General features: G+C 62.7%; 10 protein-coding genes. 9 read left to right on the forward strand and 1 reads right to left on the reverse strand.

What is annotated here, in order from left to right:
* Positions 1–21 precede the first annotated feature (21 nt).
* The 4 genes from Q8O69_RS13520 (at position 22) to Q8O69_RS13535 (ending at position 7,175) form a co-directional block, all read left to right on the forward strand.
* Entirely contained in the window at positions 22–1,827 is a 1,806-nt protein-coding gene (locus tag Q8O69_RS13520; RefSeq protein ID WP_275962337.1) for a phenylacyl-CoA dehydrogenase, read from the forward strand.
* A gap of 175 nt (positions 1,828–2,002) precedes the next feature.
* Positions 2,003–3,292, forward strand: a complete 1,290-nt coding sequence (locus tag Q8O69_RS13525; protein ID WP_305592834.1) for a GGDEF domain-containing protein — start codon at positions 2,003–2,005, stop codon at positions 3,290–3,292.
* A 112-nt stretch (positions 3,293–3,404) separates the two neighbouring features.
* Entirely contained in the window at positions 3,405–5,201 is a 1,797-nt protein-coding gene (locus Q8O69_RS13530) for an acyl-CoA dehydrogenase C-terminal domain-containing protein (protein WP_305592835.1), read from the forward strand.
* A gap of 195 nt (positions 5,202–5,396) precedes the next feature.
* Positions 5,397–7,175, forward strand: coding sequence for an acyl-CoA dehydrogenase C-terminal domain-containing protein (locus tag Q8O69_RS13535; RefSeq protein ID WP_305592836.1), 1,779 nt, complete (start codon positions 5,397–5,399; stop codon positions 7,173–7,175).
* A gap of 228 nt (positions 7,176–7,403) precedes the next feature.
* On the opposite strand, the gene Q8O69_RS13540 is transcribed toward Q8O69_RS13535, so the two are convergent.
* Positions 7,404–8,036, reverse strand: a complete 633-nt coding sequence (locus Q8O69_RS13540) for a HutD family protein (protein ID WP_305592837.1) — start codon at positions 8,034–8,036, stop codon at positions 7,404–7,406.
* A 270-nt stretch (positions 8,037–8,306) separates the two neighbouring features.
* Here Q8O69_RS13540 and hutI point away from each other — a divergent pair, with 270 nt between their 5' ends.
* The 5 genes from hutI (at position 8,307) to hutH (ending at position 15,170) form a co-directional block, all read left to right on the forward strand.
* Positions 8,307–9,542 carry an imidazolonepropionase gene (hutI, locus tag Q8O69_RS13545; protein WP_305592838.1) on the forward strand — a complete coding sequence of 412 codons (1,236 nt, stop codon included), beginning with the start codon at positions 8,307–8,309 and terminating at the stop codon, positions 9,540–9,542.
* Entirely contained in the window at positions 9,532–10,470 is a 939-nt protein-coding gene (hutG, locus tag Q8O69_RS13550) for a formimidoylglutamase (protein WP_305592839.1), read from the forward strand. Before hutI ends, hutG begins: the two co-directional genes overlap by 11 nt.
* 120 nt (positions 10,471–10,590) lie before the next feature.
* Complete coding sequence (locus tag Q8O69_RS13555; RefSeq protein WP_305592840.1) at positions 10,591–11,916, forward strand: YjiH family protein; 1,326 nt, start codon at positions 10,591–10,593, stop codon at positions 11,914–11,916.
* Positions 11,917–11,955: 39 nt separating this feature from the next.
* A complete protein-coding gene (hutU, locus tag Q8O69_RS13560; protein WP_305592841.1) occupies positions 11,956–13,638 on the forward strand; it encodes a urocanate hydratase in 1,683 nt (560 codons plus the stop codon).
* Positions 13,635–15,170: a histidine ammonia-lyase gene (hutH, locus tag Q8O69_RS13565; protein ID WP_305592842.1), complete on the forward strand. Its 1,536-nt coding sequence runs from the start codon at positions 13,635–13,637 to the stop codon at positions 15,168–15,170. Before hutU ends, hutH begins: the two co-directional genes overlap by 4 nt.
* Positions 15,171–15,235 lie beyond the last annotated feature (65 nt).

Consider the following 15,235-nt stretch of genomic DNA (forward strand, 5'->3'; position numbering starts at 1 on the left):
CCACCGCAGAGGTTAACCGCTATGCCTGATTACAAGGCCCCCTTGCGTGATATCCGTTTCGTACGCGACGAACTGCTCGGCTACGAAGCGCATTATCAGAGCCTGCCTGGCTGCCAGGACGCTACTCCGGACATGGTCGACGCCATCCTTGAAGAAGGCGCCAAGTTCTGTGAGCAAGTGCTTTCGCCGCTGAATCGTGTAGGTGACACCGAAGGTTGCACCTGGTCCGCCGAAGGCGTGAAAACCCCAACCGGCTTCAAAGCTGCCTACAAGCAGTATGTAGAAGGTGGCTGGCCGAGCCTGGCTCACGACGTTGACCACGGCGGCCAAGGCCTGCCGGAGTCCCTGGGTCTGGTTGTCAGCGAAATGGTCGGCACCTCGAACTGGTCGTGGGGCATGTACCCAGGCCTGTCGCACGGCGCGATGAACACCATCTCCGAGCACGGCACCGACGAGCAGAAGCACACCTACCTGACCAAGCTGGTATCCGGCGAGTGGACCGGCACCATGTGCCTGACCGAGCCGCATTGCGGCACCGACCTGGGCATGCTGCGTACCAAGGCCGAGCCTCAGGCTGACGGTTCGTACAAGGTTTCCGGCACCAAGATCTTTATCTCCGCTGGCGAACACGACATGGCCGATAACATCGTCCACATCGTGCTGGCCCGCCTGCCCGACGCGCCGCAAGGCACCAAAGGCATCTCGCTGTTTATCGTGCCGAAGTTCTCGGTTAACGCTGACGGCACCGTTGGCGCACGTAACGCCGTTTCCTGTGGCTCGCTTGAGCACAAGATGGGCATCCACGGTAACGCCACCTGCGTGATGAACTTCGACGGCGCTACCGGTTACCTGATCGGCCCGGCGAACAAAGGCTTGAACTGCATGTTCACCTTTATGAACACCGCGCGTCTGGGTACTGCTCTGCAAGGTCTGGCTCACGCTGAAATCGGTTTCCAGGGTGGCCTGAAGTACGCTCGTGAGCGTCTGCAAATGCGTTCCCTGACTGGCCCGAAAGCGCCGGAAAAAGCCGCTGACCCGATCATCGTCCACCCGGACGTGCGTCGCATGCTGCTGACCATGAAAGCTTTCGCCGAAGGCAACCGTGCGATGGTGTACTTCACCGCCAAGCAGGTTGATATCGTCAAGTACAGCAAAGACGAAGCTGAGAAGAAGCAAGCTGACGCACTGCTGGCTTTCCTCACGCCAATCGCCAAAGCATTCATGACCGAAGTTGGCTTCGAAGCAGCCAACCACGGCGTGCAGATCTATGGCGGCCACGGCTTTATCGCCGAGTGGGGCATGGAGCAGAACGTTCGCGACAGCCGTATTTCCATGCTGTACGAAGGCACCACCGGTATCCAGGCACTCGACCTGCTGGGCCGTAAAGTGCTGCAGACTCAAGGCGAAGCGCTGAAAGGCTTCACCAAGATCGTGCACAAGTTCTGCCAGGCCAACGAAGCCAACGACGCCGTTAAAGCGTTCGTCGAGCCTCTGGCCAAGCTGAACAAAGAGTGGGGCGACCTGACCATGAAAGTGGGCATGGCCGCGATGAAAGACCGCGAAGAAGTCGGTGCCGCTTCGGTGGACTACCTGATGTACTCCGGCTACGTCTGCCTGGCCTACTTCTGGGCTGACATGGCGCGCCTGGCTGCCGAGAAAATCGCTGCCGGTACTGAAGACGAAGCCTTCTACAAGGCCAAGCTGCAGACCGCTCGTTTCTACTTCGCGCGCATCCTGCCGCGTACCCGTAGCCACGTAGAGGCCATGCTGTCCGGCGCCAACAACCTGATGGACATGGACGAAGAGCACTTCGCTCTGGGCTACTAAGCCTTAGTTCCAGCGCAGGTCGAAAAACCGCTGCCCCTTGGGGTGGCGGTTTTTTTTGGCTAATCGAAAGTCCCAGGCAGCTTGTCGATTTGCCTGCCAGGTTCCGTGCGAAACACTCTCGTTACAGGCAAACTGCGCGGCGTTGTCCACTTTTCATTGTTGTGTGGAGCCCGTCTTGTCGCGTCTTGCTGCTGTGCGCTTCAGTCATTTTCTGCCTTCGCTGCTGCTTCTGCTCGGCGGCTTGCTGTTGGCGCGGCTGGCGGTGCTGAGCGAGTTTTTCACCTCGCTGTTCAATGTGCTGCCGACCCTGCTGCTATTGCTCGGCGGCGCGTTCTGCCTGGTCTATGGCCGTCAGCGCGAGGTGTTTCTGCTGCTGACGCTGTACCTCGGCTACTTTCTGCTCGATACCCAGGTCGATCATTTCCGCGCCACGGGACAGGTGCGCAGTGATGCTGCGCTGATTTTTCATCTGTGTAGCCTGTTGCTGCCGCTGCTCTACAGCCTGTATGCCGCTTGGCAGGAACGCACCCATCTGCTGCAGGACCTGATCGCCCGCGCCGCTGTGCTGCTGGCAGTCAGTGCGGTAGCGGTGGGCCTGGCGCAGCGCTTTCCCGAGGCGTTGCTGCACTGGTTGTCGCTGGTGCGCTGGCCGGCGCTGCAGGTCGAGTGGCTGGCGCTGGTGCAGCTGGCCTACCCGGTGTTTATCCTCGGTCTGATTCTGCTGCTGGTGCAGTACCTGCGTGCGCCGCGGCCGTTGCATGCGGCGCAGTTGCTGGGGCTGTGCGGCCTGCTGTGGATGCTGCCGAACACCTTTATTCTACCCAATGCGCTGAATGTGATGAGCAGCCAGATCATGCTGATTCTGGTCGCCGCAGTAGCACACGAGGCCTATCAGATGGCCTTCCGTGACGAGCTTACCGGTCTGCCGGGACGCCGCGCCTTGAATGAACGCCTGCAACGCTTAGGCCGCAGTTATGTGATCGCCATGGCCGATGTCGATCACTTCAAGAAATTCAACGACACCCATGGCCACGATGTCGGCGATCAGGTGCTGCGCCTGGTCGCCGCTCAGCTGCGCAAGATCGGCGGCGGAGGCAAGGCCTATCGTTATGGCGGCGAGGAATTCACCCTGGTGTTCCCCGGCAAGACACTTGAGGAGTGCCTGCCCCATCTTGAAGTGGTGCGCCAGGCCATCGAGACCTACCGCATCCAGCTACGCGATAAACAGCAGCGCCCGCAGGACGATAAGCAGGGGCGGGCACGGCGGGCCGGCAGCGCGGCGAGTCAGGTGTCGGTGACCGTCAGCATGGGCGTGGCTGAGCGCGGGTTGGAGCAACGCAGCCCGGAAGAGGTGCTCAAGGCCGCCGACCAGGCGCTGTATAACGCCAAGGGCGCTGGGCGTAACTGTGTGCGCAGTTATGGTCAGCGGCGCGGGGCGGTCAAGCTGGATACCGCGCGCACCTGAGACTGCCAGGGCTAATGGCAGTGTATTCAGCATCCGCACTGTGATTGTTGAGGCGCCGCATGAGCCGTAGCGTAGGCAGCTAATCCACGCTCTAGCTGACGGAGATGCCAGCATGCCCGAGTACAAAGCCCCCCTGCGCGATATGCACTTTCTGATCGACGAGGTCTTCGACTTTCATGCCGGCTACGCCGCGATGGGCGCCAGCGACGCCACCCCGGATATGGTCAGCGCGATCCTCGCCGAGGGCGCGAAGTTCTGCGAGCAGGTGCTGGCCCCGCTGAATCGCTCCGGTGATGAAGAGGAATGCCAGATCAACGATGGCGTGGTGACCACACCCAAGGGTTTCAAGGAAGCCTTTGCCCAGTACGTTGAGGGTGGCTGGAATGGCCTGGCTGCGGACCCGGCCTACGGCGGCCAGGGTCTGCCGCATTCCCTCGGTCTATTGATCGGGGAAATGGTCGGCGCGAGCAACACCTCCTGGGGCATGTACCCCGGCCTGACCCACGGCGCGATGTCGGCGATCCACGCCCACGGCACCGAAGCGCAGAAGCAGACCTACCTGAGCAAACTCACCGAAGGCAGCTGGACCGGCACCATGTGCCTGACCGAAGCCCACTGCGGTACCGACCTGGGGCTGATCAAGACCCGCGCCGTGCCCCAGGCCGATGGCAGCTATGCGGTCAGCGGCAGCAAGATCTTTATCTCCGCCGGCGAGCACGATATGAGCGAGAACATCGTGCATCTGGTGCTGGCCAAACTGCCCGACGCGCCGGCTGGCACCAAGGGTATCTCGCTGTTTATCGTGCCCAAGTTTCTGCCTAACGCGGAAGGGCAGGCAGGGGCGCGCAACGGCGTCAGCTGCGGCTCGATCGAACACAAGATGGGCATCAAGGCTTCCGCCACTTGCGTGATGAACTTCGATAGCGCCACCGGTTATCTGATCGGCGAGGCCAACAAGGGCCTCATCTGCATGTTCACCATGATGAACCACGCACGCCTGGGCACCGGCATGCAGGGTCTGTGTCTGGGTGAAACCAGCTTCCAGGGCGCGATCAAGTACGCCACTGAGCGGCTGCAGATGCGTGCGCTGACCGGGCCGAAGGCACCGGATAAAGCCGCCGACCCGATCATCGTGCATCCCGATGTGCGGCGCATGCTGCTGACCATGAAAGCCTTCAACGAAGGCAACCGCGCGCTGGCCTATTTCACCGCGCAGCTGATCGATCAGGCGCACCGTGGTGATAGCGCCGAGCAGCGTGAAGAGGCGGAGAACCTGCTGGCTTTCCTCACGCCGATCTGCAAAGCCTTTATGACCGAGACCGGCCTGGAAGTGACCAACCACGGTATGCAGGTATTCGGCGGCCACGGTTTTATCCGCGAGTGGGGCATGGAGCAGCTGGTGCGTGACTGCCGCATTGCGCCTATCTACGAAGGCACCAACGGCATCCAGGCCCTCGATCTGCTCGGACGCAAGGTGCTCGGTAGCCAGGGCAAATTGCTGCGTGGCTTTACCAAGATCGTTCACAAACTCTGTGAGGCCCAGGCCGAGCATCCGCAGCTCAAGGGCTATGTCGCCCAACTGGCGACGCTCAATCAGCAGTGGGGCGTGCTGACCCAGAAGATCGGCATGGTGGCGATGAAGAACCCGGACGAAGTCGGCGCGGCGTCGGTGGATTACCTGATGTATTCCGGCTACGTCACCCTGGCGTACTTCTGGCTGCGCATGGCCCTGGTTGCCGAGCAGAAGCTGGCGGAGGGCGCGGGTGATGCAGCGTTCTACCAGGCCAAGCTGGCCACCTGCGAGTTCTACTTCAAACGCCTGTTGCCGCGTACCGCCACCCACCTGGCCGGTGCTGAGGCGGGCAGTGAGTGTCTGATGCGTTTGCCGGCGGAACACTTCGCCCTCTGACAGGCGGTTGTAACCCACACAAAGCCCGCCATCCGGCGGGTTTTGTCGTAATACGGGGTTGGTTGGCCTAACAAACGGATGATGACCATTTGGTCACGACGCGACGCTATGTGTCTAAAAAGTTGTTCGGTTAGACTCGGTGCACATCTTTACACCTACTGCTTCACATCTGCTGCTCGTTCGAGGAATTGCCCCATGGCTGACTACAAAGCTCCCCTACGCGATATGCGCTTCGTGCTCAATGAAGTGTTTGAAGTTTCCAAGCTGTGGGCCCAGTTGCCGGCCTTGGCTGAAGTGGTTGATGAAGACACTGCCGCGGCCATTCTCGAAGAAGCCGGCAAGGTCACTGGCGGCGTAATCGCCCCGCTGAACCGCAGTGGCGACGAAGAAGGTTGCTCCTGGGCAAATGGCTCGGTGAAAACCCCGGCCGGCTTCCCGGAAGCCTACAAAACCTACGCCGAAGGCGGCTGGGTTGGCGTTGGTGGCGACCCGGTATTCGGCGGTATGGGCATGCCCAAGGCGATCTCGGCCCAGGTCGAAGAAATGGTCAACTCGGCCAACCTGTCGTTCGGCCTGTACCCGATGCTGACCGCCGGTGCCTGCCTGTCGATCAACGCCCACGCCAGCGAAGAGCTGAAAGAGAAATACCTGCCGAACATGTATTCCGGCGTATGGGCAGGCTCCATGTGCCTGACCGAGCCGCATGCCGGCACCGACCTGGGCATCATCCGCACCAAGGCCGAGCCGCAGGCTGATGGCAGCTTCAAGGTTTCCGGCACCAAGATCTTTATCACCGGCGGTGAGCACGACCTGACCGAGAACATCATCCACCTGGTACTGGCCAAGCTGCCGGACGCCCCAGCGGGCCCGAAAGGTATCTCGCTGTTCCTGGTGCCGAAGTTTATGGTCAACGCCGACGGTTCCTTGGGCGAGCAGAACAGCCTGTCCTGCGGCTCCATCGAACACAAGATGGGTATCAAGGCCTCGGCCACCTGCGTGATGAACTTCGACGGTGCTACCGGCTGGATCGTCGATGCGCCGAACAAGGGCCTCGCCGCCATGTTCACCATGATGAACTACGAGCGTCTGGGCGTTGGTATCCAGGGCCTGTCCCTGGGCGAACGCAGCTACCAGAACGCCGTGGAATACGCCCGCGACCGTATCCAGAGCCGCGCGCCGACTGGCCCGGTGGCTAAAGACAAAGCCGCCGACCCGATCATCGTGCACCCGGATGTGCGTCGCATGCTGCTGACCATGAAAGCGCTGAACGAAGGCGGCCGTGCCTTCTCCAGCTACGTGGCCATGCAGCTCGACACCGCCAAGTACAGCATCGAGCCCGCCACCCGCAAGCGCGCCGAAGAGCTGGTTGCTTTGCTGACTCCGGTAGCTAAAGCCTTCCTCACCGATATGGCGCTGGAAACCACCACCCACGGCCAGCAGATTTTCGGCGGCCACGGTTATATCCGTGAGTGGGGTCAGGAGCAGCTGATCCGCGACTGCCGCATCACCCAGATCTACGAAGGCACCAACGGTATCCAGGCGCTCGATCTGGTCGGCCGTAAAGTGGTCGGCAGCGGCGGTGCGTTCTACAAGCACTTCGCCGAAGAGATCAAAGCCTTCACCGATTCCGCCGACAGCAGCCTGGCCGAATTTATCGAGCCGCTGAAAGGCGCCATCGCCAACCTGGAACTGATGACCGCCGACCTGCTGGAACGCGCCAAGGCCAACCCGAATGAAGTCGGCGCTGCCTCGGTTGAGTACCTGCAAGTGTTTGGTTACACCGCCTATGCCTACATGTGGGCCCTGATGGCACGCACCGCGCTGGCCAAGCAGGATCAGGACGAGTTCTACGTCAGCAAACTGGGCACCGCGCGTTTCTTCTTCGCCCGCCTGCTGCCGCGTATCCACTCGCTGACTGCATCGGTCAAGGCTGGTAGCGAAAGCCTGTACCTGCTCGACGCTGCGCAGTTCTAAAGATTGCTTGGTAACAACAAAACTCTGGCACAGCGCCTAATGCTGTTCACATAAGAAAAATGCCGCTTTCCCTTGCCTGGGAAGCGGCATTTTTTTGTGCTCAAAGCCGTAGGATGGGTGCGAACCCATCAGCCAATTGATGGGTTAGCACCCATCCTACGGTCTATAAACCAGAGCCCCGGCCCAGTGCCGGGGCTTTTGCGTTTAAGGGCCTGGATTTGTCTGGCGCTAAACCCAGTTATCTCTTAGCCGATCAATGGCGTCCTGCCCGGCGCTGCACGGCTCCAGTCGCGCCAAATAGAGGCCGCTGCGGCCATGGCTGGTCAGCTGCCAGGGGATGGCTTCGTCTTGCACCAGCAAGCCTTGCCCGGCGTTCAGGCTCACGGGCGCGGTGTCGGCCCTGGCGCACGTCAGGCCTGCGCCGCTGCAGCAGTAGATAAACAGCACCGCGCTGCTGTCGAGCCACTGCTGGCCCTGCAGCTCGCGGTATTCCAGGCGCTGTTGCCAGCGGTTGCGCCGGCTCATCAGATTGAAGTCCTGCACCGGGCCATCAAGCAGCTCGGCCTGCACATCCAGCTCGCCGGGAAAGGCCACCACCGGGGTGTGGCTATCGAGCTCAAGGCTGATCTGCTCGGGCAGATTCAGGCGCAGGCCCGCGCCGCAGAGCAAGCCCAGGCTGCGGTCGATGCCGGGGTAATGCGAGAAGGGGTCGGCGCTCTCCACCCGCGCGCTGCTAATACGCCACTCAAAGTTGTTTAGATCCGCGTCAGTCGGCGCGATGGCCAGTTCCAGGGTTACACCCTTGCCGTTCTTCCACGGCAGTTGGCGGGCGGTGCTGCTGTCGATAATACGGATGCTCACGGCGGTTGCTCATACAGGCTTTTTGCATATGTATATACATTAACGTTTTGCGGCTGCACAGAGGCTGTGCCAGGCGAGCGCTGCCGTTCGTCTGCTGCTGGACTTTACTGTTGCACAGCATGCGCCGTCTATCTCGGCGGTTTCTTTGGTTATGCTTTAGCGCGGGCATATGACGGTTGTAGCACGGCAGTGATTTTTGGCTGACGAACGGGGTTGACGACTGCATGGTCGAATTTTATTGTATATACAAGTTCGCTCAAGGAGAGTCCCATGTCCCCGTCCGCCCCGCGCCTGCTTTGGCGCGAGCTCTGCCTCTTTGATGGCCTGACGACGCTGGCTGAGCCGGTCAATCTGCTGGTGGCGGATGGCAAGGTCGCGGGACTGTGGCCTACCAGCGCGTTTCCTGAAGCTATGGCTGAAGGCGCGCTCGAAGCCGGGCACGGCGGGGTGATGACCCCGGGTCTGGTGGATTGCCACACGCATCTGGTGTACGCCGGCAACCGCGCCGCTGAATTCGAGCAGCGTCTTGAGGGCGTCAGCTACGCCGAGATCGCCAAGGCCGGCGGCGGTATTCTCAGTACCGTGCGCGCCACCCGTGCGGCCAGCGAGGACGAGCTGCTGGCGCAGAGCCTGCCGCGTTTGCAGGCGCTGCTGGACGACGGTGTGACCACCCTGGAAATCAAATCCGGCTACGGCCTCAGCACCGCTGATGAATTGAAGATGCTGCGCGTCGCCCGCCGCCTCGGCGAGCTGCTGCCGCTGCGCATCACCACTACCTTGCTCGGCGCCCACGCCTTGCCGGCGGAGTTCGTCGGCGACAGCGATGGCTATATCGCTCTGGTGTGCAACGAGATGATCCCGGCGGCTGTTGCCGAAGGCCTGGTCGATGCGGTGGATGTGTTCTGCGAAAACATTGCCTTTAGCCCGGCGCAGTGCGAGCTGGTGTTCCAGGCTGCGCAACGTCACGGCCTGCCGATCAAGGTGCACGCCGAGCAGCTGTCCAATCAGGGCGCCAGTGCCCTGGCCGCGCGCTATCAGGGCCTCTCGGCCGACCATATCGAGTTTCTCGACGAGGCCGGGGTTCAAGCCATGGCCGCTGCTGGCACCGTGGCCACTCTGTTGCCAGGGGCCTTTTATACCCTGCGCGAAACCCAGCTGCCGCCCATCGCGCTGCTGCGTCAGTACAACGTGCCGATGGCCCTGGCCAGCGATGCCAACCCCGGCACCTCGCCGATCTGCTTTCCAACCCTGACCCTTAACCAAGCCTGCACCCTGTTCCGTTTGACCCCGCGCGAAGCCCTGGCCGGTATGACCGCCCACGCCGCCCGCGCTCTCGGCCGCCCAGATCTCGGGCGGATCGAGGTTGGGGCCCCCGCCGATCTGTGCCTGTGGGATGTGCAGCAACCTGCCGAACTGGCCTATGCGGTCCAGCCGGGGCGGCTGCGTCAGCGCATCTTCAACGGCGCCATTAGCTACAGCAAAGAGGTCAACAGCCATGCACGCTGATCGCAATTCCATGCAGCTCTGGCAGGGCCGCGTCGACCCAGAGGCCGACAGCCCGCGCTGGCATCAGCGCATCCAGGCGCTCAGCGTGGACAGCCAGCCTGGCGTCGCCCTGCTCGGTTTCGCCAGCGACGAAGGCGTGCGGCGCAACCATGGCCGCGTTGGCGCGGTAAATGGGCCGCTGGCGATACGCAAGGCGTTGGCCAACCTTGCCTGGCATCGCCAGGGTGCGGCCTATGACGCCGGTGATGTGCTGTGCACCGATGGCGATCTGGAAAGCGCTCAGGCGCGCCTCGCTCACAACGTCTGCGCGCTGCTGGATGCCGGACATCTGCCCATCGTTCTCGGGGGCGGCCATGAGGTGGCCTTCGGCAGCTGGCAGGGTATTGCCGAACACTTAGCTGGTGGAAAACCTCGAATCGGCATTATCAATTTCGATGCGCATTTTGATCTGCGCGACCCGGCCCACGCCCGCTCTTCCGGCACGCCGTTCGCGCAGATCGCCGAGCAGTGCGCCGCCCGTGGCTGGCCATTCGCCTATGCCTGCCTCGGCGTCAGCCGCGCCAGCAATACCCGCGCCCTGTTTCAACGCGCCGCCGAACTCAATGTGCTGGTGCGTGAAGATCGCGAGATTCGCGAAGGCAGCCTGACGGCGCTTAGTGCCGAGTTGCAGTCCTTTATCGCCGGTTGCGACGCGATCTATCTGACCATCGATATCGACGTGCTGCCGGCCTGCGAAGCCCCGGGCGTCAGCGCCCCGGCAGCGCGTGGCGTGCCGCTGGCGCTGCTTGAGCCGCTGCTGGAAACCGTGCGCGACAGCGGCAAGCTGCGCTTGATGGACCTGGCTGAACTCAACCCCGAACACGACATCGACAGCCGCACTGCCAAGGTCGCGGCGCGGCTGATTCACCTGTTGACCCTGACCGGCTAAGCGCTACTTGGCCACTTCCCTGACAACAATAAATACAGAGGAATGCACAGATGACACCCTTCACCCAGCACCGCCACGGCGGCAGCGCGGCACCCCGTTTGTTGCGCGTGGAGAGCTGTCATGTCTGAACAGCTCACGGCGTTTGCCAGCGTGTCCAAGGCTCGCGCCCTGGCCCGGTTGCTCGGCTACAGCCTGATCGGCCTGCTGCTGTTTTTCGTACCCTTCGAAATCGGCGGGCGCTCGACCATCCTCCTCGACCATGCGGCCACGGCCTTGCAAACCCATGCACGGCCGCTGGTGATCACTATTGCCATGCTGTTTATGCTCTACGGCGCGCTGCAGCCCTGGTTCAGCGGCAGCTGGCGCGGCGACCTGACGCGCACCGTGTTCAGCGTGCTCAAGGTGTTCGGTCTGCTGATCGGCGTGGCCTATCTGCTGCGTGTCGGGCCTGAAGCGCTGTACCAGCCGGGCATGCTGCCGTTTCTGTTCGACAAGCTGGTGCTCAGCCTGGCGCTGATCGTACCGCTGGGCGCGCTGGCCCTGGTGTTTCTGATCGGCTTCGGCCTGCTGGAGCTGGTCGGTGTGCTGATGCAGCCGGTAATGCGGCCGATCTGGCGCACGCCGGGCAAGTCGGCAATCGATGCGGTGGCCTCGTTCGTCGGTAGCTACTCGGTGGGCCTGCTGATCACCGACCGCATGTACCAGCAGGGCCACTACAGCGTGCGCGAGGCGGCGATTATCGCCACCGGCTTCTCCACGGTGTCGGCGCCTTTTATGGTGATCATCGCCAAGACCCTGGGCCTGATGGAAATCTGGAACCTGTATTTCTGGAGCGCAATGCTGGTGACCTTCAGCGTTACCGCCGTCAGCGCGCGCATCTACCCGCTGTCGCGCCTGCCCTCCGAAAGCCGCCCCGAGCCGCAGCTGCAAGCGGGCGAAAGCCGCATCGGCAATGCTTGGCGTGCCGGCCTCAGTCAGGCGGCCAGTGCGCCCTCGCTGCTTAGTGCGCTGCGCGAGACCTTTGTCGACGGCCTGCGCATGACCGCCGCCATCCTGCCGAGCATTCTTGCCGTCGGTCTGCTCGGCTTGCTCGCCGCCAAATACACCCCGCTGTTCGATGCCCTCGGCGTGCTGTTTTACCCGCTGACCTGGCTGTTTGGCCTGAACGAGCCGATGCAGGTGGCCCGCGCCATTTCTTCCGGCCTGGCGGAAATGTTCCTGCCGGCCATGTTGCTGAAAGACGCCGACGGGCTGGTCAAGTTCGTCACCGCCATCGTCTCGGTGAGCAGCGTGCTGTTTCTCTCGGCCTCAATTCCCTGCGTGCTGGCCACGCGAATTCCCCTGCGCCTGCGCGACCTGTTGCTGGTCTGGCTGCAGCGCACGTTCTTAAGCCTGTTGTTCAGCATTCCGCTGGGCTACCTGGCGCTCTACATGGGCTGGCTGTAAGCCGCCCGCACCTAACGATCTGTTGATAAGGAGCTTGCTATGAGCCTTTTCCGTGACACCGAAATCCGCGCCGCCCGTGGCACCACGCTGACCGCCAAGAGCTGGCTGACTGAAGCGCCGCTGCGCATGCTGATGAACAACCTCGACCCGGAAGTGGCCGAGAACCCCAAGGAGCTTGTGGTGTATGGCGGCATCGGCCGCGCCGCGCGCAACTGGGAGTGCTACGACAAGATCGTCGAAGTGCTGACCCGCCTGGAAGACAACCAGACTCTGCTGATCCAGTCCGGCAAGCCGGTTGGCGTGTTTGAAACCCACAAAGACGCGCCGCGCGTGCTGCTGGCCAACTCCAACCTGGTGCCGCACTGGGCTACCTGGGAGCACTTCAACGAACTGGATGCCAAGGGCCTGGCTATGTACGGGCAGATGACCGCTGGCAGCTGGATCTATATCGGCAGCCAGGGCATCGTCCAGGGCACCTATGAAACCTTCGTCGAGGCCGGTCGCCAGCATTACGGCGGCAACCTCAAAGGTAAGTGGGTACTGACTGCAGGCCTCGGCGGCATGGGCGGCGCCCAGCCTCTGGCAGCGACCCTGGCCGGCGCCTGCTCGCTGAATATCGAGTGCCAGCAATCGCGTATCGATTTCCGCCTGAAGACCCGTTATGTCGACGAGCAGGCCAGTGATCTGGACGACGCGCTGGCGCGTATCGACAAGTACTGCAGCGAAGGCAAGGCAGTGTCCATCGCGCTGTGTGGCAACGCGGCTGAAATATTGCCGGAACTGGTCAAGCGCGGCGTGCGCCCGGACATGGTCACCGACCAGACCAGCGCCCACGACCCGCGCCACGGCTACCTGCCGGCCGGCTGGAGCTGGGACGACTACGTGGCCCGCGGCAAAACCGAGGAGGCCGTGGTGGTCAAGGCTGCCAAGCAGTCCATGGCCGTGCATGTGCGCGCCATGCTGGCCTTCCAGCAGATGGGCGTGCCGACCTTCGACTACGGCAACAATATCCGCCAGATGGCCCTGCAGGAGGGTGTCGACAACGCCTTCGACTTCCCCGGTTTCGTCCCGGCTTATATCCGTCCGCTGTTCTGCCAGGGCATCGGCCCGTTCCGCTGGGTGGCGCTGTCCGGTGACCCTGAGGACATCTATAAGACCGACGCCAAGGTCAAAGAGCTGATCCCGGACGACGCCCACCTGCACAACTGGCTGGACATGGCCCGCGAGCGCATCAGCTTCCAGGGCTTGCCAGCACGTATCTGCTGGGTTGGCCTGAAAGACCGCGCACGCCTGGCCCAGGCCTTCAACGACATGGTCGCCAGCGGTGAGCTGAAAGCGCCAATCGTGATCGGTCGCGACCACCTCGATTCCGGCTCGGTGGCCAGCCCCAACCGTGAAACCGAGGCCATGCAGGACGGCTCCGACGCCGTCTCCGACTGGCCGCTGCTCAACGCTCTGCTGAATACCGCAGGCGGCGCGACCTGGGTGTCGCTGCACCATGGTGGCGGCGTCGGCATGGGCTACTCGCAGCATTCCGGCGTGGTAATCGTCGCCGACGGCACGCCAGAAGCCCGCGCCCGTCTCGGCCGCGTACTGCGCAACGACCCGGGCGCCGGGGTGATGCGCCACGCCGATGCGGGTTATGAAATTGCCGTAGAGTGCGCCCGCGAGCAGGGTCTGGACCTGCCGATGATTGCCGTTACCCAAGGAGCCAATGCATGAGCCTGTTTACCCTGACCCCCGGCCAACTGAGCTTGGCCCAACTGCGCACCGCCTATCAGGCGCCGCTGCGCTTGACGTTGGCAGAGTCGGCCTACCCGGCCATCGAAGCCAGTGTCGCCTGCGTCAACGGCATCATCGCCGAGGGCCGCACCGCTTACGGCATCAACACCGGTTTCGGCTTGTTGGCTTCGACCCGCATCGCCAATGAGTATCTGGAAAAACTGCAGCGCTCGCTGGTGCTGTCGCATGCCGCCGGTATCGGTGCGCCGCTGGATGACGCCATGGTGCGGCTGATCATGTTGCTCAAGGTCAACAGCCTGGCGCGCGGCTTCTCTGGCATTCGCCGCCAGGTGATCGAGGCGCTGATCGCGCTGATCAACGCCGAGGTCTACCCGCATATCCCGCTCAAGGGCTCGGTGGGTGCCTCCGGCGACCTCGCGCCGCTGGCGCATATGTCGCTGGTGCTGTTGGGCGAAAGCCAGGCGCGGTATCGCGGCGAATGGCTGCCGGCAGCTGAGGCATTAGCCATCGCCGGTTTGCAGCCGATGACCCTGGCGGCCAAGGAAGGTTTGGCGCTGCTTAACGGCACTCAAGTGTCGACTGCCTACGCCTTGCGCGGGTTGTTCGAGGCCGAGGATCTGTTCGCTGCGGCAACCGTCTGCGGTGGTCTGACCGTCGAGGCTGCTTTGGGCTCACGGGCGCCGTTCGACCCGCGTATCCATGCCGCTCGCGGTCAGCGTGGGCAGATCGATGCGGCGGCGGTTTATCGTCATTTGCTCGGCGACAGCAGTGAAGTCGGTCGTTCCCACGAAGCTTGCGACAAAGTGCAAGACCCGTACTCGCTGCGCTGTCAGCCCCAGGTCATGGGTGCCTGCCTGACTCAGCTGCGCCAGGCCGCCGAGGTGCTGGCGGTGGAAGCCAATGCGGTGTCGGATAACCCGCTGGTGTTCGCCGCCGAGGGCGAGGTGATTTCCGGTGGTAACTTCCACGCCGAGCCGGTGGCTATGGCCGCCGACAATATCGCCCTGGCCATCGCCGAAATTGGCGCGCTGAGCGAGCGTCGCACCTCGCTGATGATGGACAAACACATGTCGCAACTGCCGCCGTTTCTGGTGGCCAATGGCGGGGTCAACTCCGGCTTTATGATCGCCCAGGTCACCGCTGCCGCACTGGCCAGCGAGAACAAGGCCCTGGCTCATCCGCACAGCGTCGACAGCCTGCCGACCTCGGCGAATCAGGAAGACCATGTGTCCATGGCCCCAGCTGCTGGCAAGCGCCTGTGGGAAATGGCCGCCAACACCCGTGGCGTGCTGGCCATCGAATGGCTGGGCGCCTGCCAGGGCCTGGATTTCCGCGAAGGGCTGAAGAGCTCGCCGCTGCTCGAGCAGGCGCGCCAGGCGTTGCGCGCACAGGTGCCGTACTACGTGGAAGACCGCTTCTTCGCCCCGGATATCGAGGCTGCCAATGCCCTGCTCGCCGAGCGCGTGCTGACCCCGTTGTTGCCGAGCGGGGTATTGCCGTCTCTGGCGTAAGCCGTTGCACCCCTCTCCATGGTGGGAGAGGGCAGGTAAGCCGGTTATTATCCGCGCATCGGGTA

The sequence above is a fragment of the Pseudomonas sp. genome, from assembly GCF_030690725.1.
Classification (GTDB): Bacteria; Pseudomonadota; Gammaproteobacteria; order Pseudomonadales; family Pseudomonadaceae; genus Aquipseudomonas.

Bases quoted from the DNA above. Each gene is read 5' to 3' on its own strand.
- Q8O69_RS13520 (WP_275962337.1), top strand. From the start codon at position 22: ATGCCTGATTACAAGGCCCCCTTGCGTGATATCCGTTTCGTACGCGAC.
- Q8O69_RS13530 (WP_305592835.1), top strand. From the start codon at position 3,405: ATGCCCGAGTACAAAGCCCCCCTGCGCGATATGCACTTTCTGATCGAC.
- Q8O69_RS13535 (WP_305592836.1), top strand. From the start codon at position 5,397: ATGGCTGACTACAAAGCTCCCCTACGCGATATGCGCTTCGTGCTCAAT.
- hutI (WP_305592838.1), top strand. From the start codon at position 8,307: ATGTCCCCGTCCGCCCCGCGCCTGCTTTGGCGCGAGCTCTGCCTCTTT.
- hutG (WP_305592839.1), top strand. From the start codon at position 9,532: ATGCACGCTGATCGCAATTCCATGCAGCTCTGGCAGGGCCGCGTCGAC.
- Q8O69_RS13555 (WP_305592840.1), top strand. From the start codon at position 10,591: ATGTCTGAACAGCTCACGGCGTTTGCCAGCGTGTCCAAGGCTCGCGCC.
- hutU (WP_305592841.1), top strand. From the start codon at position 11,956: ATGAGCCTTTTCCGTGACACCGAAATCCGCGCCGCCCGTGGCACCACG.
- hutH (WP_305592842.1), top strand. From the start codon at position 13,635: ATGAGCCTGTTTACCCTGACCCCCGGCCAACTGAGCTTGGCCCAACTG.